The organism is Enterobacter sp. K510 (assembly GCF_055804875.1).
The window spans coordinates 160,928-183,567 of record NZ_JBNRLQ010000005.1; the positions used below are offsets into that span (position 1 = coordinate 160,928).

Below are 22,640 nucleotides of genomic sequence, written 5' to 3' on the forward strand. Positions count from 1 at the left end.
CTCAAGACTGAACATGGCGCTGACGCAAATCGGTGGCAATACGCGACATCATCGGGTTATTAAGTTTGCAGGCACGAATAGTGACGGCCAGCAGCAGGTGGAAAAGGGCGGGCAACAGCGTTTCCATCGCCGTAATGCCCTGTAGCGAGGCGGGAGTTTGATTGTCTGCGCCGGGCTGGTAGGCGACGACGATAAAAAGCAGGCTGATGATCCCGGCGCTGGATGCCCAGGCGAGCTTGATAAAAAACAGGTTGAAGGCAAAGTTCATGCCGGAAGAACGGACGCCGGTTTTCCATTCACCGTAGTCATCGGAAAAGGCCATCAGCGAAAAGTGCAGCGGCAGCGTGAAGCCGAGGATCACGCCGTTACCAAGAATGACCGCCAGCCATAGTGTCTGATACGCCGGGCCGCCCGGTAAAAACCACATCCCGACAGCCAGCGCGGCCAGGACCAGATTGGTGTAGTAATACAGTTTTACGGCATCAATACGTCGGGTCAGGGGGTTAACAATCACCGAGCCTAAAATCGAGGCGAAAGTCACCATGGTAAAAAACAGCGAGGTATAAGCCGTACTGCCCTCCAGCACGTAGGTGATGAAATACATGTAGCCGCCGCCGCGAATATTGAACACGTTGATCAGCAGGAATGACATCACCAGCATCAGTAACAGCTGATCGTTTTTACGCAGCCCGGCAAGGTGTTCGCGCAGGGTAAATTTACCCATCAGCGCCAGCGGCACGCGTTCACGGACCCAGAAAAAGCAGCATAAAAACATCACCACGGCGAGCGTGCACAGCACGCCAACGCCCAGCTGATAACCCCGGGCGGCGTCGCCCTTGCCCAGCACGTCCACCATCCACGGCAGACCAACCGAGACCAGAAAACCCGCCACGCCGCACAGTACGAAGCGCCAGGACTGGCACGAAATCACCTCATTGTGCCGTGTCGTCATGGTATTGATTAGCGCGCAGTAAGGAACGTTAATCGCCGTGTAGCCCACGGACAGCAGCAGATAGGTGCCGAACGCCCAGGCAATTTTTACGCCCATGCTGGCATCCGGTACGGTGAAGGTCAGGAAACCAATAATGCCAATCGGTATGGCCACCCACAGCTGCCAGGGACGAAATCGTCCCCAACGACTTTGCGTACGGTCGGCAATAATGCCCATCACCGGATCGGAAATAGCATCAAAGACGCGTAAGGCGATAAACAGCGTGCCGACCAACGCCGGTGTTAGTCCAAAAATATCGGTATAAAAAAAGGTAAGGAAATTCATTATCAGGCAGGTAATAACCGTGCCGCCGGCATCGCCCAGGCCGTAACCTATTTTTTCGCGTACCGATAATAGGGCGTCGTGATTAGAATGGGCGATATCTGTTTCAGACAGAGATGTAGAGGTCATCGATAACTCCTCGCAGCGTGGAGAGGCCGTTTTTACGTTGCCCGTGAAACACCACAGGCCGTTATTATGGGTTATGACCTTATTAATTCTGCCCGGATTATTACCGCCCACAAGGCAACAAAGAAGTATAAAAAGATGACGATCCCGACCTCATCGGAAAAGTGTGAAGCCGATCGAGCTGACGGGGAATAATTCATTAATAATCAATTTATAAGCCTTTAATTATTGGCGATAAGAACAGGAAATTGAATATTCATGCTTAATTTATCCATAATACATCCGATTAAAGTGCAAAATGGCGGTTTATTTATTTCACGCGGTATGGGGCGTCATCCGGCTCGTAAACTGAATTCATGGGAAGTGATTTTCGTCGAAAAGGGGACGTTGACGATCGAGGAAGAAGGGCAGCTATTTAAGGTTAGCGCCGGGCAAAGTCTATTATTATGGCCACAGCGGCGTCACGTAGGCGTGGAGGATTTTCCCGCCGATCTTAAATTCTACTGGCTGCATTTTGAAGTGCAGGAAAGCAGCCTGCCTGTTGAGTCGACGCTAACGCTTACCGTACCGCAGCATACTACGCCAGAGGATCCGCAATATGTTATTTCCTTGTTCCGCCAGTTTCTGAGCGAACAGGAAAAATTAACGCGCAGTGTCGCTCTGGAACTTATTTTATTACTGATCCTGCAACAAATTACCCTGACCGGAAGTGCCGAAACGCAGCAAGACGATCGGGGAGTGTCTTTTGCCTGGAAAGCGCAGCAGCTTATTCGTACGCAGTATCATCTGCCCGTTTCCACCGCCACGCTCGCGCGGGAATTACACTGCAATGCCGATTACCTCGGGCGCGTTTACCGGCGGACGTTTCACCTCACGCTGACGGAAGCGATCCACCGCCAGCGGGTGCGGACGGCAGAAAAGTTTTTACTCAGCGATGCGTGTTCGCTGAAAGAGATTGCCACGCTGTGCGGCTTCAGCGATGTCGGCTATTTCAGAAAAATTTTCCGTAAGCACACCGGCTTAACGCCCGCCGTCTGGAAACGGCGCTACTGCAAGGAACATATAAATTCATGAAATTATTATCGGTTTACAGAAAATTCAGTCACTCCATTAACGTAAGTTATTAAAATTCCACGTCACTGTGAGGTTATAGCGCCAGTCGCGACGGCGGTTGTCGGTGGGCAGATCGCCTGTGGGACGGGCGGCTTCCACCGCCAGCGTATAGTGTTTGTTATCGCCGACCATCACGCCTGCCGCCACCGAGCTTAACCGCTGCTGGCGAAAGCCGGACGCGTTATACCAGGTGCGTGCGGTGTCGGCCAGCACATAGGGTTGTACCGTCGCCAGCCATTTGCTCTCTTTACGACTGTGCAGGTAGCGCAGCTCCAGTTGACCGCCATAGCCGTAATCGCCGCTGGCTTCGCCGTCCTGATAGCCGCGCCCGAAACGCTGTGCGCCGAACTGTACGCGCTCCGGATCCGGCAGCGTCGTATCAGACCAGACGCCTTCCATGGATGAACTCAGTCGCCATTTCTCCGTCATCATCCAGCCTGCATCAAGGTTGCCTTTCCAGCGGGTAAAGCTGAGATCGGTACCCGCTGCGGGGGAGACGTCCGCGTCAAAGGTATCCAGCCCCTGGCGCAGGTTCAGCCGGGCGTTAATGCTGGCCTTACTGAATTCCCGGTAACCGGTGATCCCCAGATCCAGCGCCGGATAACGGGTATGCTGGCTCTGGGATTCCAGCGGAATGGTCTGCCCGAAGCCGCGCGCCCGCAGGTCGATATCGTTACGTTTGTTGGTGTAGTCCACGCCGCCGGAAAGGCTGATTTGCTTCTGGCGGGTGAGCAGCAGCGGATAGCCAAAACTGATACCGCCGTTGTATTGCGTTGATTGCTGGCGGGCATCCACCGTGAACCCGTTAAGATTAAGCAAGGGAGTGAACTCCTCAGGATCGTCACGATAAAAGCTGCCCCGAAGCTGCATACTCAGCCCTTCGTCAGTGAGGAACTGCTGATAATTAAGCCCGACATAAGTCTTGCGGGTTTCACCGTCCAGCGGGATAAAAGTGGCGACGCCGAGCTGATCGCCATAACTTGTGAGGTTGCTCAAGGTGCCGTTGACCAGCGCCAGGTTTTCGCCTCTGCGCACGTCGAGCGTGGAAGAGAGATCCCAGATACGCGGCTGGCTGGCGTCCACTTTCATCGCCGCCGCGCCATAAATATTCTTCGGCAGCTGCGCATTCACATCCACTTTGGTGCCCGGCGTGCGGGTCATCAGCAGGCTGTAGCGATCGAATGTTTCCTGTCGCAATGGCTTTTCGGTCATCATTTTTTCCGCCAGCCGCTTCAGGCGTGCGGCGATGCTGGCGTTGTTGCTCTTAATATCACTGTGGGCAACATACCCTTCGACCAGCACGATGTTAATTTTGCCATGGTGAAAATTATTGTCCGGCAGCCAGGCATAAGAGAGCGGATAGCCATCGGCCCGGTAGCGGGTGGTAATGTCATTCACCAGCCGGATGATCTCTTTCAGCGGTACGGTTTTGCCCGCATAAGGGCGAAAGGGGGCAAGCAGGCTTTTCAGCGGGTAAAGCTTGCCGCCAATAAACTGAATATGTTTGACCAGGATCGGCGTATCCGGGGTGAGCTGCGTGGCGGATTTCGGCACCGTCACCGTCGGCACACGGCGTTGAACCGCGGTGGGATCCTGTTCACCGGGAACGGCTTTTGACGGGTTAACCGGATCGATAATGGCGGGGAGGGTATCCGCCCGGGCGATGCCGAGCACCGCGCCGCACATGAGCGCATAGCAGAGGTGTAGTCTCATGATGCATTCCCTTCAGGAAAACGTGCCCCCGGGCGGGGGCACGGTACAGCGTGTTATTGTTTCGGTTTTAATAGTCCGCCAACGATACCGGTCACGCCGCTAAGCGGACCTGAGGCGGTCGTTCCACTGGTGTCATTGCTGGTTGTCGTCCCGGCGCTGGCGGTCAGTCCGGCAGTCAGGTTATTGACCGTGGCGCCGACATTGGCTACCAGACCGGTTTTACTGGCATCCGCCGTCGCATCCACTGCGATACCACCCGTTGAGCTGGCCGGAGGCGTGGTCACGGTGGCCGGTTTTACCACGCCGCCGCCATCCGTCACCGTCTGGCCGAGATTGCTGACCACCTGGCCGACGCCGCTCAGTCCGGAATTACTGCTGCTGACATTGTTGCCCACGCTGGTAACGCCTGTGCCTACGCTGGTTAGCAGATTGTTGACCGGCGTGCCCAGACCGGTAGCGCCGCCCACGCCCTGAGTAACACGTTCCACGCCTGCGGTGGTGTTTTTGACCAGCGTGGTGGTGCCGGTGGTAAGGCGGGACACCCCATCACTCTGCACGACGTTCGTTAATGCGGTGCCCGTACCGCTGACGACCTGACCGGTGCTGTTAACGACGGCCCCCGCCGCGCCGGTTACGCCGCTTAGTGACGATCCTGAGGTTGTGCTGGCAAGATTGGTGCCGACGTCAGACACGGTGCCGCCCAGCGAGGTCACTGTAGTGGTCACGCCGCTTAATGTGGTGCCCACACCGTTGACGTTTGAACGATCGCCGATACCGTTGGTGATGCCGCTGCCGGTGGTATCAATGGCGGTGCCAACGCCGCTGACGGTGGTCGCCACGGTGGAGGTCACCGGATTGCTGGTGGGTAACTGGCTACCGAGATTATCGAGCGTGGTACCTACACCGGAAAGGGTTTCACCGGTATCGCTGAGAATGGTGCTGACCGCGCCGTTAGCGGCAGTATCTGTGCCGCCTGAGCCGCCGTCAGAGCCACCGCCACCCGTACCGCCACCACCACCTGTACTGCCGCCGGATCCGCTGCCGCCAGAACCCGATCCGTTGCCGCCGGAACCCGATCCACCTGTACCTGTGCCGGAACCTCCAGCTCCGCCATTCGCGCCGCTGCCGCCAGCGCCTGTACCCGTACCGCCGGAACCTCCGCCGCCCGAGCCGTTGTTCGCCGTTGACGTCCCATCGTTAGTCCCCGCTCCTGTGCTCGTCCCTGCGGTTGGCGTTTTTTTCACACTGGAATGAGAACCGCCGCCGCTACAGGCAGATAATGAGAATGCAAGAAGTACGGCCACCGTAATGACGCTCAGGTGGCTAACGTTATTAGTAGCCATGATCATACTCCACTAAATAAAACGCCGGACGGCGTATTAATGAGTGTAAGTAGCTTTTTGACGGCAACAACTTTTGTTGCATGTATTTTTAAATAAAGTTAATAAATTGTGATTATTCCTAATAATCAAATAAAGTGTATTTAAAAAAATCCTTGTTTATCAATATATTTATTTTTTATGTGGAAGCGTAAGCGGCGCTGAAACCCCACAAGGATATGTAGCCCCAATTAAATTATTTATAAGTTAATAAGCATGCTAATAACTGATGCGGATATATCGCATCAAAAACATTATTTTAATATGGGGCGTAACTACGGGCGGCGAAATATTCCGGACTTGATCACACAAGCCCGGATATATTCTTTTTAAACCTGACTTTCCTGCCAGGCGAATTCAATCTCTTCGGCAAGCACTTTAATGCCTGCCTCGATTTTGTCCGGATCAGGAACATAGTTCATGCGCATACACTGGTGCGTGTGCGGCCAGGGTTTGTCGAGGCCCGGGAAGAAGTAGTCGCCCGGCACCATCAGTACGCCGCGTTTTTTCAGACGCTGGTACAGCAGTTCGGTGGTGATCGGCAGATCCTTAAACCACAGCCAGAGGAAAATGGCTCCTTCCGGCTTGTGGATCAGGCAGCGCTCTTCCGGCAAATAGCGGCGTATTGTCGCAACCGTCTCCTGTACGCGCTGCTGATAGAAGGGTTTGATAACCGTTTCGGACAGGCGCAGCAGATCGTTACGCTTGATCATCTCGCACATCATTGCCGGGCCGATACCGCCGGGCGCGAGGCTGATAATGCCGTTCATATTGCGGATCGCCGAGATAATTTTTTCATCCGCAATGATGATCCCGCAGCGGCTGCCGGGCAGGCCGAGCTTGGAGAGACTCATACACAGCACGGTGTTCGGGTTCCACAGCGGGCGCGCATCGCTGAAGATGATCCCGGGGAAGGGCACGCCATAGGCGTTATCGATGACCAGCGGAATGCCGTGCTGATTCGCCAGCGCGTCCAGCTTCATCAGCTCATCATCGGTGATCACGTTACCGGTCGGGTTGGTCGGACGCGATACGCAGATCATGCCGGTTTCTTCCCCGATGTGCAGGTGTTCGAAATCAACGTGATATTTAAACTGGCCTTCCGGCAGCAGTTCAATGTTGGGGCGCGCCGAGACGAAAAGATCTTCTTCCAGGCCGGAATCGGCATAGCCGATGTATTCCGGCGCCAGCGGGAACAGCACTTTTCTGGTGCTTCCATCGGCACGACGACCCGCGAACAGATTGAACAAGTAGAAAAACGCGCTCTGGCTGCCGTTTGTCAGTGCAATATTCTGCGGCTCAATATCCCAGCCCTGAGTTTCCCGCAGCATTTGTGCAAGGCAGACCAGCAGCTCTGACTTACCCTGTGGACCGTCGTAATTGCATAATGCATCAGTGGCTTTGCCGGAGCTGAGCATATCGGCAAGCAGCTGGTGGAAATAATCGGTCATTTCCGGGATTTGCGCCGGGTTGCCGCCGCCGAGCATGATGGCGCCAGGCGTGCGCAGGCCGTCGTTGAGATCCTCCATCAGGCGGGTGATGCCTGAATGGCGGGTGAATTTGTCGCCGAAAAGTGAAAATGTCATAGCAGGTGGTCTGTCGGTCTCTTTGAATTTGCCCCACCTTAACGCCAGCGCAGGCGCGGTGCAAATCGGGCAAAGGCAGGTGTGATGGAATAAAATGCTGCTGGCTGTGGTTATGATGAATTTTTATGCGCAGGCAGAGGGTGGAATAAAAAGGCGTTACAGGACGGTTAACGGCCAGTGGACGTAGCTCTGCCACTGACACTCCTGATCGATAAGCTCAGCGCCCAGCGGGTGGCTGGTCAGCCAGTCATGCGGCAGGGACAGCGTCAGACTTTCTTCCACCGCCGTCAGGGTGATGGCCGGCAACAAATCGTCACGACGACGGCTGGCGAAAATAATCGCCAGACGCAGCAGACGGCACAGGTGTTCCGCCACGCGCGGCGGCACGGCGTTTTGCTGATGCAACGAGGAGAGATCGACCGTACTGGTCTGGTTAAGCAACAGGGTCGCCAGCAGCTTTTTCTGTGCAGGGGTGAAGCCCGGCAGATCCAGATTGCGTACCAGATAGGCAGCGTGCTGCGGCGCGGATTTAAAATCGACGCTGAGGCCGATTTCGTGCAGTTGACAGGCGCTGACCAGCAGATCGCGCGACAGCGGCTGGAGATCCCAGACGCCTTCCACCTGCGCGGCAAAACGGGTTGCCAGCTGCGCGACGCGCAAAGCCTGTTCGGTATCGACCATAAAACGGCGCTGAATGTTACGCAGCGTGCGGTTGCGAATGTCCTGATCCACCGACAGATGCAGCATGCCGTACACCAGGCCTTCGCGCAGCGCGCCGCCTGCCAGAGTCATACACTGAATATCCAGCTCGGTGAAGATGGCGATAAGGATCGCCAGCCCGCTCGGGAAAACCAGCGCCCGCTCCAGCGTCAGGCCTTCGATTTCCAGCTCCTCAAGACGACCACACTGAATGGCGCGCTGTTTGAGCTGCTGAAGTTTGGCCAGCGTGATGCGCTCGTCCATGCCCTGCGCCATCATGATTTCCTGTAGCGCCTGCACCGTGCCGGACGCGCCGACGCAGACTTTCCAGCCGTGCGCGCGCAGTTCGCCCGATACCGGGCGGATCACCTCGCGCGCGGCGCGTTCCGCCTCGTCGAAATGCTCTTTCGCCAGATTACGGTCGGTGAAGTAACGCTCAAGCCAGGTGACGCAGCCCATCGACAGGCTGAACAGGGACGTGGCCTGCGCGCCGGTGCCGGTCACCAGTTCGGTGCTGGCGCCGCCAATATCCACCACCAGACGGCGATCGTCGCCACCGGTGGTGTGCGCCACGCCCTGATAAATCAGGCGCGCTTCCTCCTCGCCGCTGATGAGTTGCACCGGGCAGCCAAGGATTTCCTGCGCTTTCGTGATAAAGACATGGGCGTTGACGGCCAGGCGCAGCGTCGCCGTGGCGACCACCTGAATTTGTACCTGCGGGATGTCCTGCAAACGTTCTGCGAACAGACGCAGGCATTGCCAGCCGCGCTCCATGGCTTCGGGCGAGAGCACAAGATCGCTGCTCAAACCCGCCGCCAGGCGGACTTTGCGTTTGATGCGGCTCAGGGTCTGTATGCTCCCCGCCACCTCGCGTACAACCAGCATATGAAAGCTGTTAGAGCCTAAATCTATTGCGGCGTATAGCGAAGTAGTGGTGAGCATCTTTTTTTAACCCGGACGACGACGATTACGCGGTGCGCCAGGGCGGCGCTGATTATTGCCTGGACGGGCGCGGGTGAGGCGCAACGGCTTCGGCAGATCTTTCAGTAGCGCGTCCGGATTGTATTTGCTGACCGGAATAGAGTGGCCGGTGTAAGTTTCAATCGCCGGCAGGTTCAGCGCGTACTCTTCGCAGGCCAGGCTGATGGAATGACCGCTTGCGCCCGCACGGCCGGTACGGCCAATACGGTGCACGTAGTCTTCACAGTCATCCGGCAGATCGTAGTTGAAGACGTGCGTAACGGCTGGAATGTGCAGACCGCGCGCGGCCACGTCAGTCGCTACCAGGATGTCCAGGTCGCCACGGGTAAATTCTTCCAGAATACGCAGGCGTTTTTTCTGCGCCACGTCGCCTGTCAGCAGGCCTACACGGTGCCCGTCGGCGGCTAAATGGCCCCAGATGTCTTCGCAACGGTGTTTGGTATTGGCGAAAATGATGGCGCGATCCGGCCACTCTTCTTCAATCAACGTCTGCAACAGACGCATTTTTTCTTCGTTAGACGGATAGAACAGCTCTTCTTTGATGCGGTGGCCGGTTTTTTGCTCCGGTTCGACTTCCACATATTCAGCGTTGTTCATCTGTTCAAAAGCGAGTTCACGTACGCGGTAGGACAGGGTGGCGGAGAACAGCATGTTGAGACGTTCAGTGACCGCAGGCATACGACGGAACAGCCAGCGAATGTCTTTGATAAAGCCCAGGTCATACATACGATCGGCTTCATCCAGCACCACCACCTGAATCGCGCCAAGGTTGATGTGGTTCTGTTTTGCGTAATCGATCAGACGCCCGGTGGTGCCGATCAGAATGTCGACGCCGCTTTCCAGGACTTTAAGTTGTTTGTCATAGCCATCGCCGCCGTAGGCGAGGCCTAATTTCAGGCCGGTAGTCTGCGCCAGGGGTTCGGCATCCGCATGGATCTGCACCGCCAGTTCACGGGTTGGCGCCATGATCAGCGCGCGCGGTTGGTTCACCTTGCGGTCTGCGATCGCCGGATGAGAGAGAAGATAATGAAACGTTGACGTCAGAAACGCCATCGTTTTCCCGGTACCGGTTTGCGCCTGTCCTGCTACATCACGACCAGCCAGCGTTAGCGGGAGCGCCAGCGCCTGGATATGTGTGCAATTATGAAAGCCTTTGTTTTCAAGGGCTTCGATCACCTTAGGGTGCAGGGCGAAGTCGGTAAACTTCTGTTCTGTTAAATGTGTTTTGCTCATAGTGTGGTAGAATATCAGCTTACTATTGCTTTACGAAAGCGTATCCGGTGAAATAAAGTCAACCTTTAGTTGGTTAATGTGGCATCAATACGTTGTAGTTTCATGCTACATCAGCACGCCAGGCTTATTCCTGTGGAGTTAAATATGAGCGATAAAATTATTCACCTGACTGACGACAGTTTTGACACGGATGTACTTAAAGCTGAAGGGCTGACCCTCGTCGATTTCTGGGCAGAGTGGTGCGGTCCGTGCAAAATGATCGCTCCGATTCTGGATGAAATCGCTGACGAGTATCAGGGCAAACTGACCGTTGCCAAACTGAATATCGACCAGAACCCGGGCACTGCGCCTAAGTATGGTATCCGCGGTATTCCGACCCTGCTGCTGTTCAAAAACGGCGAAGTAGCAGCCACCAAAGTCGGTGCGCTGTCTAAGGGTCAACTGAAAGAGTTCCTGGACGCCAACCTGGCATAATCCAGCGCAAACCCAGCCTGGCGTGCTGCGTTCCTAATTTTTTGGGATCGCTGGACGCCCGGCTTCAGTCGTGCTAAGTTTGTTTTGACTTCGTTTTAAACATACCTTTGTAGTTTGTACCCGATACTTCCCGCTGAGCACCATCGCCGCGAGAGAAGTAGATAGATTCCGGGCTTGTCACTCAATCCGTCTTGTCGTTTCAGTTCTGTGTTCTTCCCGTAAGCAGGCAGCGAACAGACATGAGTTGATGGCCGCTAAAACAGGCATGGATGACCCTGCCATACCATTCACAAATTAAGTTCGAGATTTACCCCGAGTTTAAGAACCCACACCACTATGAATCTTACCGAATTAAAGAATACGCCGGTTTCTGAGCTGATCACTCTCGGCGAAAATATGGGGCTTGAGAACCAGGCTCGTATGCGCAAGCAGGACATCATTTTTGCCATCCTGAAGCAGCACGCTAAGAGTGGCGAAGATATATTTGGCGACGGTGTGCTGGAGATTTTGCAGGATGGATTTGGTTTCCTCCGCTCCGCAGACAGCTCCTACCTCGCCGGTCCTGATGACATCTACGTTTCCCCCAGCCAAATCCGACGTTTCAACCTCCGCACTGGTGATACCATCTCTGGTAAGATTCGCCCGCCCAAAGAGGGTGAACGTTACTTTGCGCTGTTGAAAGTCAATGAAGTTAACTACGACAAACCAGAAAACGCGCGTAACAAAATCCTGTTTGAGAACCTGACCCCGCTGCACGCAAACTCTCGTCTGCGTATGGAACGTGGTAACGGCTCTACAGAAGACTTAACCGCCCGCGTTCTCGATCTGGCCTCGCCGATTGGTCGTGGTCAGCGTGGTCTGATTGTGGCACCGCCGAAAGCCGGTAAAACCATGCTGCTGCAAAACATTGCCCAGAGCATCGCCTACAATCACCCGGATTGCGTGCTGATGGTTCTGCTCATTGACGAACGTCCGGAAGAAGTTACCGAGATGCAGCGTCTGGTGAAAGGCGAAGTGGTTGCGTCCACCTTCGACGAACCGGCTTCCCGCCACGTTCAGGTCGCTGAAATGGTGATCGAAAAGGCGAAGCGTCTGGTTGAGCATAAGAAAGACGTTATCATTCTGCTCGATTCCATCACCCGTCTGGCCCGCGCCTACAACACCGTGGTACCGGCTTCCGGTAAAGTGTTAACCGGTGGTGTGGATGCCAACGCCCTGCATCGTCCGAAGCGTTTCTTCGGCGCGGCACGTAACGTGGAAGAGGGCGGCAGCCTGACCATCATCGCCACCGCGCTGGTCGATACCGGTTCTAAAATGGATGAAGTTATCTACGAAGAATTTAAAGGTACCGGCAACATGGAACTGCATCTGGCGCGTAAAATCGCTGAGAAGCGTGTGTTCCCGGCGATCGATTACAACCGTTCAGGTACGCGTAAAGAAGAGTTGCTCACCACGCAGGAAGAACTGCAGAAAATGTGGATTTTGCGTAAGATCATTCACCCGATGGGCGAGATCGACGCAATGGAGTTCCTCATCAACAAGCTGGCGATGACCAAAACCAACGACGAATTCTTCGACATGATGAAACGTTCGTAAGTCTTATCAATTTTGCTGGTTCTGGTGAATGATTTGACGGCGGTTTGCATCGACAGGCTGATGTGAAGATGCGGGAAAAACGCGCAGTTTCTCACTTGACGGAGTGCGCGTAATCCAAATAAAGCCCCGAAACGCCACGTTTTACGTGGCGTTTTTCTTTTGCGGAATATACGCTATAACCACGGAGCCACAAGATGCTTCGGGCAGCGCGCGATATTACGGAACATTCACTATAAGAATGGCCTAATTGATTGAAAAACATACAACAGACCCTGTGTATGACCCGCTTTATTGCTTCTTGAGCAAGGTCAACGTCGTTATACTTCCAGGATCAACATTCGCTGAGAGCATGCATTGTGAATTTACTCACTGCGGTTACTGAGTTATTCAGTATTTTTTTACTCACTTTTATCTTTCTTTTTTTCGCACGGAAAATCGCGAAGAAAATCGGTCTGGTGGACAAGCCAAACTTCCGTAAAAGACACCAGGGGCTGATCCCGCTGGTGGGCGGTATCTCTGTTTACGCCGGGATTTGCTTCACCTTCTACATTGCTGATTACTACATACCTCATGCTGCTCTCTATCTGGCCTGTGCGGGCGTACTTGTCTTCGTGGGCGCGTTAGACGATCGTTTTGATATCAGCGTTAAAATACGTGCCACTATTCAGGCGCTTATCGCCATCGTCATGATGGCTGTCGGCAAGCTTTATCTCCTCAGCCTCGGGCATATTTTTGGCTCATGGGAACTGGTGCTCGGACCGTTCGGTTTCTTCCTGACGCTGTTTGCCGTCTGGGCCGCCATTAATGCCTTTAATATGGTTGATGGTATTGATGGTCTGCTCGGAGGGTTGTCCTGCGTCTCCTTCGGGGCCATTGGCATCATCCTGTGGTTCGACGGTCAGACCAGCCTTGCGATGTGGTGCTTCGCCATGATCGCCGCCATCCTGCCCTATATTCTGCTTAACCTTGGCGTGCTTGGCCGCCGCTATAAAGTGTTTATGGGCGATGCGGGCAGTACGCTGATTGGCTTTACCGTGATCTGGATCCTGCTGGAAACCACTCAGGGCCAACGCCATCCCATAAGCCCGGTCACGGCGCTGTGGATCATCGCTATTCCATTAATGGACATGGTGGCGATTATGTATCGTCGTCTGCGTAAGGGCATGAGCCCGTTCTCACCGGATCGTCAGCACATCCACCATCTTATTATGCGTGCCGGCTTTACCTCCCGTCAGGCATTTGTCCTTATCACGCTCGCGGCCGCCTTGCTGGCCACTATCGGCGTTGTGATGGAATATGTACATATCGTACCGGAATGGGTGATGTTGGTATTATTCTTGCTAGCATTTTTCCTGTACGGCTACTGTATTAAACGGGCATGGAAAGTCGCACGCTTCATTAAACGTGTGAAACGCCGTCTCCGTCGCAAAAGCAGACATAATCCACCATTAACCAAGTAATTCTGGGATAGCGATGACTCAACCATTACCGGGAGCACAATCAGTAGGTACGGAGAATGAACTGGATATTCGTGGTTTGTTTCGTACTTTGTGGGCAGGGAAATTCTGGATTGCAGGTGTGGCGCTGGTTTTCGCCTTGATCGTATTACCCTATACCTTTTTCGCGCGTCAGGAGTGGAGCGCCACGGCAATGACCGATCGGCCTACCGTGAACATGCTTGGCGGCTACTACTCTCAGCAGCAGTTCCTGCGTAATCTGGATGTTAAAGCCAGCCTGGCGCCGGTCGATCAGCCTTCGGTAATGGACGAGGCCTATAAAGAATTTGTTATGCAGCTGGCGTCATGGGACACCCGCCGTGATTTCTGGTTACAGACCGATTATTACAAGCAGCGTACAGTGGGTAACAGCAAAGCCGATGCCGCGATGCTGGATGAATTAATCAACAACATCCAGTACACGCCTGGCGACGCCCTGCGTAACCTGAATGACAACGTTAAGCTGACGGCGGAAACGGCGCCGGACGCTAACAATCTGCTGCGTCAGTATGTGGCCTTTGCCAGCCAGCGCGCTGCCAGCCATCTGAATGATGAGCTGAAAGGCGCATGGGCGGCGCGTACTATTCAGATGAAGGCGCAGGTCAAGCGTCAGGAAGAGGTGGCCCGCGCTATTTTCAACCGCCGCGTTCACAGCGTGGAACAGGCGCTGAAAGTTGCCGAACAACACAATATTTCCCGCAGTGAAACCGAGGTGCCGGCCGACGAACTGCCTGATTCAGAAATGTTCCTGCTGGGCCGTCCGATGCTGCAGGCGCGCCTCGAAAACCTGCGTTCCGTCGGCCCGGAGTTTGACCTGGACTATGACCAAAACCGTGCCATGCTGAATACGCTCAACGTCGGCCCCACACTGGATCCCCGTTTTCAGACTTATCGTTATTTGCGCACACCGGAAGAACCGGTAAAACGCGACAGTCCGCGTCGTGCTTTCCTGATGATCATGTGGGGAATTGTGGGGGCGTTAGTCGGAGCCGGTGTAGCGTTAACGCGTCGTCGCTCATACTAAACGCCGTCTGAGATGAAGGCCGCCGTGCCTTCATCATCTAATCGAAGAGAATCGTTGTGAAAGTACTTACCGTATTTGGCACACGACCAGAGGCCATCAAAATGGCGCCTCTGGTTCATGCACTGGCAAAGGATCCTTATTTCGAGGCGAAAGTGTGCGTCACCGCGCAGCATCGTGAGATGCTCGATCAGGTGTTACATCTCTTTTCGATCGTTCCGGACTACGACCTTAATATTATGCAGCCGGGTCAGGGGCTGACAGAAATTACCTGCCGCATTCTGGAAGGGCTAAAGCCCATCCTCGAATCTTTTAAGCCGGATGTTGTGCTGGTACATGGCGATACCACTACCACCATCGCCGCAAGCCTGGCCGCGTTTTATCAGCGTATTCCGGTAGGCCATGTGGAAGCGGGCCTGCGCACCGGCGATCTCTCCTCGCCGTGGCCGGAAGAAGCCAACCGCACCCTGACCGGTCATCTGGCGATGTACCACTTTGCCCCCACGGAAAACGCCCGGCACAACCTGCTGCGGGAGAACGTTGCCGATAAGAAAATTTTTGTCACCGGCAATACCGTTATTGATGCGCTGTTCTGGGTACGCGATACCGTGCTGAACAACGAGGCGCTGCAAAACGAGCTGGCCGGACGCTATCCGTTTATCGATAAATCCAAAAAGCTGATCCTCGTGACCGGTCATCGCCGCGAAAGCTTTGGTCGCGGGTTTGAGCAAATCTGTCACGCGCTGGCGGACATCGCCGCCGCCCATGATGATGTGCAGATTGTCTATCCGGTACACCTCAACCCTAACGTCAGCGAGCCGGTAAACCGCATCCTGGGGCACGTGGATAACGTGATTCTCATCGAGCCGCAGGATTACCTGCCGTTCCTCTGGCTGATGAACCACTCGTGGCTGATCCTGACAGATTCCGGCGGCATTCAGGAAGAGGCGCCTTCATTAGGCAAGCCGGTGCTGGTGATGCGTGACACCACTGAGCGCCCGGAAGCCGTGGAAGCCGGTACGGTCAGGCTGATCGGTACCGACAGACAGCGTATCGTGGATGAAGTCACGCGCCTGCTGACCAGTTTTGATGCGTGGCAGGCGATGAGCCACGCGCACAATCCGTATGGAGACGGTGAGGCCTGCGGTCGAATTTTGCACGCACTTAAACACAATCGGGTAACGCTATGAGCTTTTCAACCATTTCTGTCATTGGCCTTGGCTACATCGGACTGCCAACCGCGGCGGCTTTCGCCTCCCGTCAAAAGCAGGTAGTGGGTATTGATATCAACCAGCACGCGGTGGACACCATTAACCGCGGGCAAATTCATATTGTTGAACCTGAACTCGACAGCGTTGTAAAAGCGGCGGTTGAGGGCGGCTTTTTGCGCGCCAGCACCACGCCGGTGGCGGCGGATGCTTACCTGATCGCCGTGCCGACGCCTTTTAAAGGCGATCACGACCCGGATATGGCCTACGTGGAAGCGGCGGCCAAATCCATCGCGCCGGTGCTGAAAAAAGGCGCGCTGGTGATCCTTGAATCCACCTCACCTGTGGGCGCGACCGAACAAATGGCGCAGTGGCTGGCGGAAATGCGTCCGGATCTGAGCTTCCCGCAACAGGCGGGCGAGCAGGCGGATATTAATATCGCCTACTGCCCGGAGCGCGTGCTGCCTGGCCAGGTGATGGTTGAACTGATCAAAAATGACCGCGTGATCGGCGGCATGACGCCGGTGTGCTCCGCCCGTGCCAGCGAGCTGTATAACATTTTCCTTGAAGGTGAGTGTGTGGTCACTAATGCCCGCACCGCTGAGATGTGCAAACTCACCGAGAACAGCTTCCGCGACGTGAACATTGCCTTTGCCAACGAACTGTCGCTGATTTGCGCCGACCAGGGCATTAACGTCTGGGAGCTGATCCGCCTCGCCAACCGCCACCCGCGCGTTAACATTTTGCAGCCGGGGCCGGGCGTGGGTGGACACTGTATCGCCGTCGACCCGTGGTTTATCGTGTCGCAAAACCCGCAGCAGGCGCGGTTGATCCGCACTGCCCGCGAAGTGAACGACAGCAAACCGCAGTGGGTGCTGAATCAGGTGAAAGCCACGGTTGCCGACTGTCTGACGGCGAGCGGCAAACGCGCCAGCGAACTTAACATCGCCTGCTTCGGCCTGGCATTTAAGCCCAACATTGACGATTTACGCGAAAGCCCGGCAATGGAAATCGCCCGGCAGATCGCCGAATGGCACAGCGGCAACACCCTGATGGTGGAGCCGAATATTCATGCGCTGCCGAAAAAACTCGCCGGTCTGGGCGAACTGGTGAGCCTTGACGACGCGCTGGCAAAAGCTGACGTCATCGTCATGCTGGTGGATCATCAGCAGTTTAAAGCTCTTCCGGGCGATGCGATCACGCAGCAGTATATTATTGATACCAAAGGCGTCTGGCGATGACAGCCCCGTCCTTTCCGCTGCACGGTACGGTTGAGCCTCTTGCCTGGGAAAGCCAGTTTTTCGGCCTGCGCAGCGCTATCGTACGCCTGAGCGACAGCGGCCCGGCGATCACCGAAGCCGATCTCAACGCCTGGGAGCGGGTGCAGGTCAAAATTCCGGCCAGCGATGCGGCACGGCTGGACGCGCTGCAACAGCGCGGTTTTCAGCTGGTGGAAGGGGAAGTGGATCTCGCGCTGAACCTCTGCGCGCCGATGGCCGATCCGCAGGCGCAGGTCGCCGGCGCTGAAGACATTCCGCGGCTGCGCGAGCTGGCGGCGCAGGCATTCGCGCAAAGCCGTTTTCGCGCGCCCTGGTATCCGCCAGAAGCCAGCGGACGTTTTTACGCCCAGTGGATTGAAAACGCCGTCAAAGGCGAGTTTGATCACCAGTGCCTGGTTTTCCGCGCCGCTGACGGCGACATCCGGGCGTTTGTCTCCCTGCGCCAGCTCAATGACCATGAGGCGCGTATTGGCCTGCTGGCCGGGCGCGGCGCGGGTGAAGCCCTGATGCAGGCGGCGTCATACTGGACGCAGACGCGCCAGCTGACAAGGTTACGTGTGGCGACGCAGGCGGGAAATACCGCCGCGCTTAAACGTTACATTCAAAGCGGTGCGAATGTGGAAAGCACCGCCTACTGGTTATACAGGTGACATGATGATCCCTTTTAACGCACCCCCCGTAGTAGGCAGTGAACTTGAATACATGCAGTCGGCCATGGGAAGCGGCAAGCTGTGTGGCGATGGCGGTTTTACCCGTCGCTGTCAGCAGTGGATGGAACAACGCTTTGGCAGCGCGAAGGTGCTGTTAACGCCGTCCTGCACCGCGTCGCTGGAAATGGCCGCCCTGCTGCTGGATATTCAGCCCGGCGATGAGGTGATCATGCCGAGCTATACCTTCGTGTCCACCGCCAATGCCTTTGTGCTGCGCGGCGCGAAAATCGTCTTTGTCGATATTCGCCCGGACACCATGAACATTGATGAATCGCGCATCGAAGCGGCGATCACCGAAAAAACACGCGCCATCGTGCCGGTACACTACGCGGGCGTCGCCTGCGAGATGGACACCATTATGGCGTTGGCGAAGCAGTACAACCTCTTTGTGGTGGAAGACGCCGCACAGGGCGTGATGTCGACCTACAAAGGCCGCGCGCTGGGGACAATCGGCCATATTGGTTGCTTTAGCTTCCACGAAACCAAAAATTACACCGCCGGGGGCGAAGGCGGCGCGACGCTGATCAACGACCGCGCGCTGATTGAGCGGGCCGAAGTGATCCGCGAAAAAGGCACCAACCGCAGCCAGTTCTTCCGTGGTCAGGTGGATAAATACACCTGGCGCGATATCGGCTCCAGCTATCTGATGGCCGATTTGCAGGCCGCCTACCTGTGGGCGCAGCTGGAAGCGGCTGACCGCATCAACCAGCAGCGCCTGTCGCTGTGGCAGACCTATTTCGACGCGCTCTCCCCGCTGGCACGCACCGGTCGCATTGAACTGCCGACGGTTCCGGCGGATTGCAGCCACAACGCCCATATGTTTTACATCAAACTGCGCGATGAAGCCGACCGCAGCAAGCTGATCGCCTTCCTGAAAGAGGCGGAGATTCTCGCGGTGTTCCATTACATTCCGCTGCACTCCAGCCCGGCGGGCGAACAGTTTGGTGAGTTCCACGGCGAAGACCGTTACACCACGCAGGAAAGTGAGCGTTTGCTTCGCCTGCCGCTGTTCTACAATCTGGCACCGGTCAATCAACGTACGGTTATCAGCACTCTGCTGAGCTATTTTAACTGAGATGTCGCTGGCTAAAGCTTCGGTATGGACCGCCGCGTCCACGCTGGTCAAGATTGGCGCGGGACTGCTGGTGGTGAAACTGCTCGCCGTGGCTTTTGGCCCGTCGGGCGTCGGCCAGGCGGGTAACTTCCGCCAGCTGGTGACCGTGCTCGGCGTGCTGGCCGGGGCGGGTATTTTCAACGGCGTCACTAAGCTGGTGGCGCAATACCATGACGATCCCACGCAGCTACGCAACGTGGTCGGCACCTCGTCCGCGATGGTGCTGGGTTTCTCGACGCTGCTGGCGCTGGTTTTCCTGCTGGCGGCGGCACCCATCAGCCAGGGACTCTTTGGTCATACGCATTTCCAGGGGCTGGTTCAGCTGGTGGCGCTGGTGCAGATGGGCATCGCCTGGGCGAACTTCCTGCTGGCGGTGATGAAAGGCTTTCGTGACGCGGCAGGAAACGCGCTGGCGCTGATTTGCGGCAGTATTGTGGGCGTGATGGCCTATTACGCCTGCTTCCGCCTCGGCGGCTATCAGGGCGCGTTACTGGGGCTGGCGCTGGTACCGGCGCTGGTGGTGATCCCGGCGACTGTGCTGCTTATCCGCCGTAAAACTATTCCGCTGGGTTACCTGAAGCCGCAATGGGATAAACTGTTCGCCGGGCAGCTGGCAAAGTTTACCCTGATGGCGCTCATCACCTCCGTCACCCTGCCGGTGGCCTATGTGATGATGCGAAACATGCTCGCGGCGCACTACAGCTGGGACGAAGTGGGGATCTGGCAGGGGGTCAGCAGTATTTCTGACGCCTATTTGCAGTTTATTACCGCCTCGTTCAGCGTTTATCTGTTGCCGACGCTCTCGCGCCTGACCTCGAAACAGGACATCACCCGTGAGATCGTCAAGTCGCTGAAATTTGTATTACCGGCAGTGGCGGCGGCGAGTTTCACCGTCTGGTTGCTGCGGGATGTTGCCATCTGGCTGCTGTTCTCTGACAAATTTATTGCCATGCGTGACCTGTTTGCCTGGCAACTGGTGGGCGATGTACTGAAAGTGGGTGCTTACGTCTTCGGCTATCTGGTGATCGCCCGCGCCTCGCTGAAATTTTATATTCTGGCGGAAATCAGCCAGTTTGCCCTGCTCACCGGATTTTCCCGCGTGCTGATCCCGGCGCACGGCGCCGCAGGCGCAGCGCAGGCCTATATGGCTACTTATATTGTTTATTTCGCCATTTGTTGTGGCGTGTTTTTGCTCTGGCGTAAACGGGTATGACTGCACTCATTCATGTACTGGGATCGAATATCCCACACCATAATCAAACCGTGCTGCGGTTTTTTAACGATCACCTCGCCTCCACAGGCGAGCATGCGCGCGAATTTATGATCGCCGGGCCGGATGACGGCTACAGCGCCGCTTTTCCCGCGCTGCGACTGCGTTTCTTTGCCGACAAAAAATCCCTGGCGCAGGCGGTCATCTCGCTGGCAAAAGCCGATCGCGGACAGCGCTTTTTCTTTCATGGTCAGTTTAATACTGACCTGTGGCTGGCGCTGCTGCGTGGCGCGATCAAGCCGCAGCAGTTCAACTGGCATGCCTGGGGCGCGGATCTGTATGAAGTGTCGCAGAGCCTCAAGTTTCGCCTGTTTTATCCGCTGCGGCGGCTGGCTCAGGCGCGCGTCGGCTGTATCTTTGCCACGCGCGGCGATCTGCAATTTTTTGCCCGTCGCCATCCGCAGGTGCGCGGCGAGTTGCTCTACTTCCCGACGCGCATGGATCCGTCCCTCAATACTATGGCGCCTGCCGTACGTAGCGAAGGCAAACTGACCGTGCTGGTGGGCAACTCCGGCGATCCCAGCAATGAACATATCGCTGCGCTGAAGGCCATTCACCAGCAGTTTGGCGATACGGTGAACGTCATTGTGCCTATGGGTTATCCCGCGAATAACGAGGCGTATATCGCGCAGGTCCGGCAGGCGGGTGAAACCCTGTTCAGCCCGCAGCATTTGCGCATTCTCAGCGAGAAAATGGAATTTGCGGAATACCTGGATTTACTGCGCCAGTGCGATTTGGGCTATTTTATCTTTGCCCGTCAGCAGGGGATCGGCACGCTCTGTCTGCTGATCCAGGCGGGTGTGCCGTGCGTGCTCAATCGTGAAAATCCGTTCTGGCAGGATATGGTGGAGCAGCACATTCCGGTGCTGTTTACCGGTGATGCGCTGAACGAGGCGGTGGTGCGCGAAGCGCAGCGCCAGCTGGCGGCGGTGGATAAAAACGCCATTACCTTCTTCAGCCCTAACTATCTGACGCCCTGGCATCAGGCGCTGCGTATCGCGGCGGGAGAGGTGGCATGAGTCAGCTTGAGTTCTGCGGATTACTGGTCATCTGGCTGCTGGCCTCGCTGTTTATCGGCACGCTGACGTGGTTTGAATTCCGCCGCGTACGCTTTAACTTCAACGTTTTCTTCTCGTTGCTGTTTTTGCTGACCTTCTTCTTCGGTTTCCCGCTCACCAGCGTGCTGGTGTTCCGCTTCGACGTGGGCGTGGCCCCGCCGGGCATAATGATGCAGAGCCTGCTGGCGGCGGCCTGTTTCTATGCCATCTATTATGTGACCTATAAAACCCGTTTGCGCCCGGTAGGGCAGGAACGCGAACGCCGTCCGCTGTTCACCATTAATCGGGTGGAAGCGCATCTGGCGTGGGTGATGCTGATGGGGATCGCGCTCGTCAGCGTGGGTATTTTCTTTATGCACAACGGCTTTTTGCTGTTCCGCCTGCATTCGTACAGCCAGATTTTCTCCAGCGAAGTCTCCGGCGTGGCGCTCAAGCGTTTCTTCTACTTCTTTATTCCGGCGATGCTGGTGGTCTATTTTCTGCGCCAGGACGGGCGGGCATGGCTGTTCTTCCTCGTCAGCACCGTGGCTTTTGGCCTGCTGACCTATATGATCGTGGGCGGTACGCGCGCCAATATCATTATCGCCTTCGCCATCTTTTTATTTATCGGCATCATTCGCGGGTGGATCTCGCTGTGGATGCTGGCAGCGGCGGGGGTGCTCGGTATTGTCGGCATGTTCTGGCTGGCGCTTAAGCGTTACGGGCTGAACGTCAGCGGCGACGAAGCTTTTTATACCTTCCTCTACCTGACGCGCGATACCTTCTCGCCGTGGGAGAACCTGTCGCTGCTGCTGCAAAACTACGACAAAATCGACTTCCAGGGGCTGGCGCCCATTGTGCGCGATTTCTATGTGTTTATCCCGACCTGGCTGTGGCCGGACCGGCCTGGCATTGTGCTGAATACCGCCAATTACTTTACCTGGGAAGTGCTGAATAACCACTCCGGGCTGGCTATCTCGCCAACGCTGATCGGTTCGCTGGTGGTGATGGGCGGCGTATGGTTTATCCCGCTCGGTGCCGTGGTGGTGGGGATGATCATTAAGTGGTTCGACTGGCTGTATCAGCTGGGCAACCGGGAAACCAATCGTTATAAAGCGGCCATTCTGCACAGCTTTTGTTTCGGCGCCATTTTCAACATGATTGTGCTGGCAAGGGAAGGGCTGGACTCGTTCGTCTCGCGGGTGGTCTTTTTCCTCGTTGTCTTTGGGGCCTGTCTGGTGCTGGCCAAACTGTTGTACTGGCTGTTTGACAGCGCCGGGCTGATCCATGCCCGCGTGCTGCGCGCCCACAAAACCCTTTCACAGGTCTGA

The 22,640-nt window shown here is 55.9% G+C and carries 18 protein-coding genes; 12 read left to right on the forward strand and 6 right to left on the reverse strand.

Annotated elements, in window-relative coordinates; all coding sequences use genetic code 11:
• Window position 1 precedes the first annotated feature (1 nt).
• Window positions 2–1,402, reverse strand: coding sequence for a glycoside-pentoside-hexuronide (GPH):cation symporter (locus tag ACQUTD_RS10510; protein WP_473275265.1), 1,401 nt, complete (start codon window positions 1,400–1,402; stop codon window positions 2–4).
• A gap of 255 nt (window positions 1,403–1,657) precedes the next feature.
• Here ACQUTD_RS10510 and ACQUTD_RS10515 point away from each other — a divergent pair, with 255 nt between their 5' ends.
• On the forward strand, window positions 1,658–2,473 hold the full coding sequence (locus tag ACQUTD_RS10515; RefSeq protein ID WP_321988246.1) for an AraC family transcriptional regulator: 816 nt from the start codon (window positions 1,658–1,660) through the stop codon (window positions 2,471–2,473).
• Between the two features lie 36 nt (window positions 2,474–2,509).
• On the opposite strand, the gene ACQUTD_RS10520 is transcribed toward ACQUTD_RS10515, so the two are convergent.
• The 5 genes from ACQUTD_RS10520 to rhlB form a co-directional block, all read right to left on the reverse strand.
• Complete coding sequence (locus ACQUTD_RS10520; protein ID WP_473275257.1) at window positions 2,510–4,225, reverse strand: POTRA domain-containing protein; 1,716 nt, start codon at window positions 4,223–4,225, stop codon at window positions 2,510–2,512.
• A gap of 53 nt (window positions 4,226–4,278) precedes the next feature.
• Window positions 4,279–5,568, reverse strand: a complete 1,290-nt coding sequence (locus tag ACQUTD_RS10525) for a collagen-like triple helix repeat-containing protein (protein ID WP_473275256.1) — start codon at window positions 5,566–5,568, stop codon at window positions 4,279–4,281.
• Between the two features lie 365 nt (window positions 5,569–5,933).
• Entirely contained in the window at window positions 5,934–7,190 is a 1,257-nt protein-coding gene (gene avtA, locus ACQUTD_RS10530) for a valine--pyruvate transaminase (protein ID WP_473275253.1), read from the reverse strand.
• A gap of 156 nt (window positions 7,191–7,346) precedes the next feature.
• Window positions 7,347–8,831, reverse strand: coding sequence for a guanosine-5'-triphosphate,3'-diphosphate diphosphatase (gene gppA / locus ACQUTD_RS10535; RefSeq protein ID WP_318377345.1), 1,485 nt, complete (start codon window positions 8,829–8,831; stop codon window positions 7,347–7,349).
• A gap of 6 nt (window positions 8,832–8,837) precedes the next feature.
• Window positions 8,838–10,103 (reverse strand): ATP-dependent RNA helicase RhlB, encoded by a 1,266-nt coding sequence (gene rhlB, locus ACQUTD_RS10540; RefSeq protein ID WP_072571081.1) that lies wholly within the window; start codon window positions 10,101–10,103, stop codon window positions 8,838–8,840.
• A gap of 144 nt (window positions 10,104–10,247) precedes the next feature.
• On the opposite strand from rhlB, the gene trxA reads away from it, so the two are divergent.
• The 11 genes from trxA (at window position 10,248) to wzyE (ending at window position 22,640) form a co-directional block, all read left to right on the forward strand.
• On the forward strand, window positions 10,248–10,577 hold the full coding sequence (trxA, locus tag ACQUTD_RS10545) for a thioredoxin TrxA (protein WP_042394997.1): 330 nt from the start codon (window positions 10,248–10,250) through the stop codon (window positions 10,575–10,577).
• A gap of 336 nt (window positions 10,578–10,913) precedes the next feature.
• On the forward strand, window positions 10,914–12,173 hold the full coding sequence (gene rho / locus ACQUTD_RS10550; RefSeq protein ID WP_072571082.1) for a transcription termination factor Rho: 1,260 nt from the start codon (window positions 10,914–10,916) through the stop codon (window positions 12,171–12,173).
• 356 nt (window positions 12,174–12,529) lie between these two features.
• Window positions 12,530–13,633, forward strand: a complete 1,104-nt coding sequence (gene wecA / locus ACQUTD_RS10555; RefSeq protein WP_473275249.1) for a UDP-N-acetylglucosamine--undecaprenyl-phosphate N-acetylglucosaminephosphotransferase — start codon at window positions 12,530–12,532, stop codon at window positions 13,631–13,633.
• A 13-nt stretch (window positions 13,634–13,646) separates the two neighbouring features.
• Window positions 13,647–14,693, forward strand: a complete 1,047-nt coding sequence (wzzE, locus tag ACQUTD_RS10560; protein WP_318374245.1) for an ECA polysaccharide chain length modulation protein — start codon at window positions 13,647–13,649, stop codon at window positions 14,691–14,693.
• Window positions 14,694–14,749: 56 nt separating this feature from the next.
• Entirely contained in the window at window positions 14,750–15,880 is a 1,131-nt protein-coding gene (gene wecB / locus ACQUTD_RS10565; RefSeq protein ID WP_072571085.1) for a non-hydrolyzing UDP-N-acetylglucosamine 2-epimerase, read from the forward strand.
• A complete protein-coding gene (wecC, locus tag ACQUTD_RS10570; protein ID WP_321988243.1) occupies window positions 15,877–17,139 on the forward strand; it encodes a UDP-N-acetyl-D-mannosamine dehydrogenase in 1,263 nt (420 codons plus the stop codon). Before wecB ends, wecC begins: the two co-directional genes overlap by 4 nt.
• Complete coding sequence (gene rffC / locus ACQUTD_RS10575) at window positions 17,136–17,828, forward strand: dTDP-4-amino-4,6-dideoxy-D-galactose acyltransferase (protein WP_473275245.1); 693 nt, start codon at window positions 17,136–17,138, stop codon at window positions 17,826–17,828. Before wecC ends, rffC begins: the two co-directional genes overlap by 4 nt.
• A gap of 4 nt (window positions 17,829–17,832) precedes the next feature.
• Window positions 17,833–18,963 carry a dTDP-4-amino-4,6-dideoxygalactose transaminase gene (rffA, locus tag ACQUTD_RS10580; RefSeq protein ID WP_473275548.1) on the forward strand — a complete coding sequence of 377 codons (1,131 nt, stop codon included), beginning with the start codon at window positions 17,833–17,835 and terminating at the stop codon, window positions 18,961–18,963.
• Between the two features lies 1 nt (window position 18,964).
• Window positions 18,965–20,215 carry a lipid III flippase WzxE gene (gene wzxE / locus ACQUTD_RS10585; protein ID WP_473275243.1) on the forward strand — a complete coding sequence of 417 codons (1,251 nt, stop codon included), beginning with the start codon at window positions 18,965–18,967 and terminating at the stop codon, window positions 20,213–20,215.
• Window positions 20,212–21,291, forward strand: coding sequence for a TDP-N-acetylfucosamine:lipid II N-acetylfucosaminyltransferase (locus tag ACQUTD_RS10590; RefSeq protein WP_473275241.1), 1,080 nt, complete (start codon window positions 20,212–20,214; stop codon window positions 21,289–21,291). The genes wzxE and ACQUTD_RS10590 overlap by 4 nt, the downstream gene beginning before the upstream one ends.
• Complete coding sequence (wzyE, locus tag ACQUTD_RS10595; RefSeq protein WP_318377548.1) at window positions 21,288–22,640, forward strand: ECA oligosaccharide polymerase; 1,353 nt, start codon at window positions 21,288–21,290, stop codon at window positions 22,638–22,640. The genes ACQUTD_RS10590 and wzyE overlap by 4 nt, the downstream gene beginning before the upstream one ends.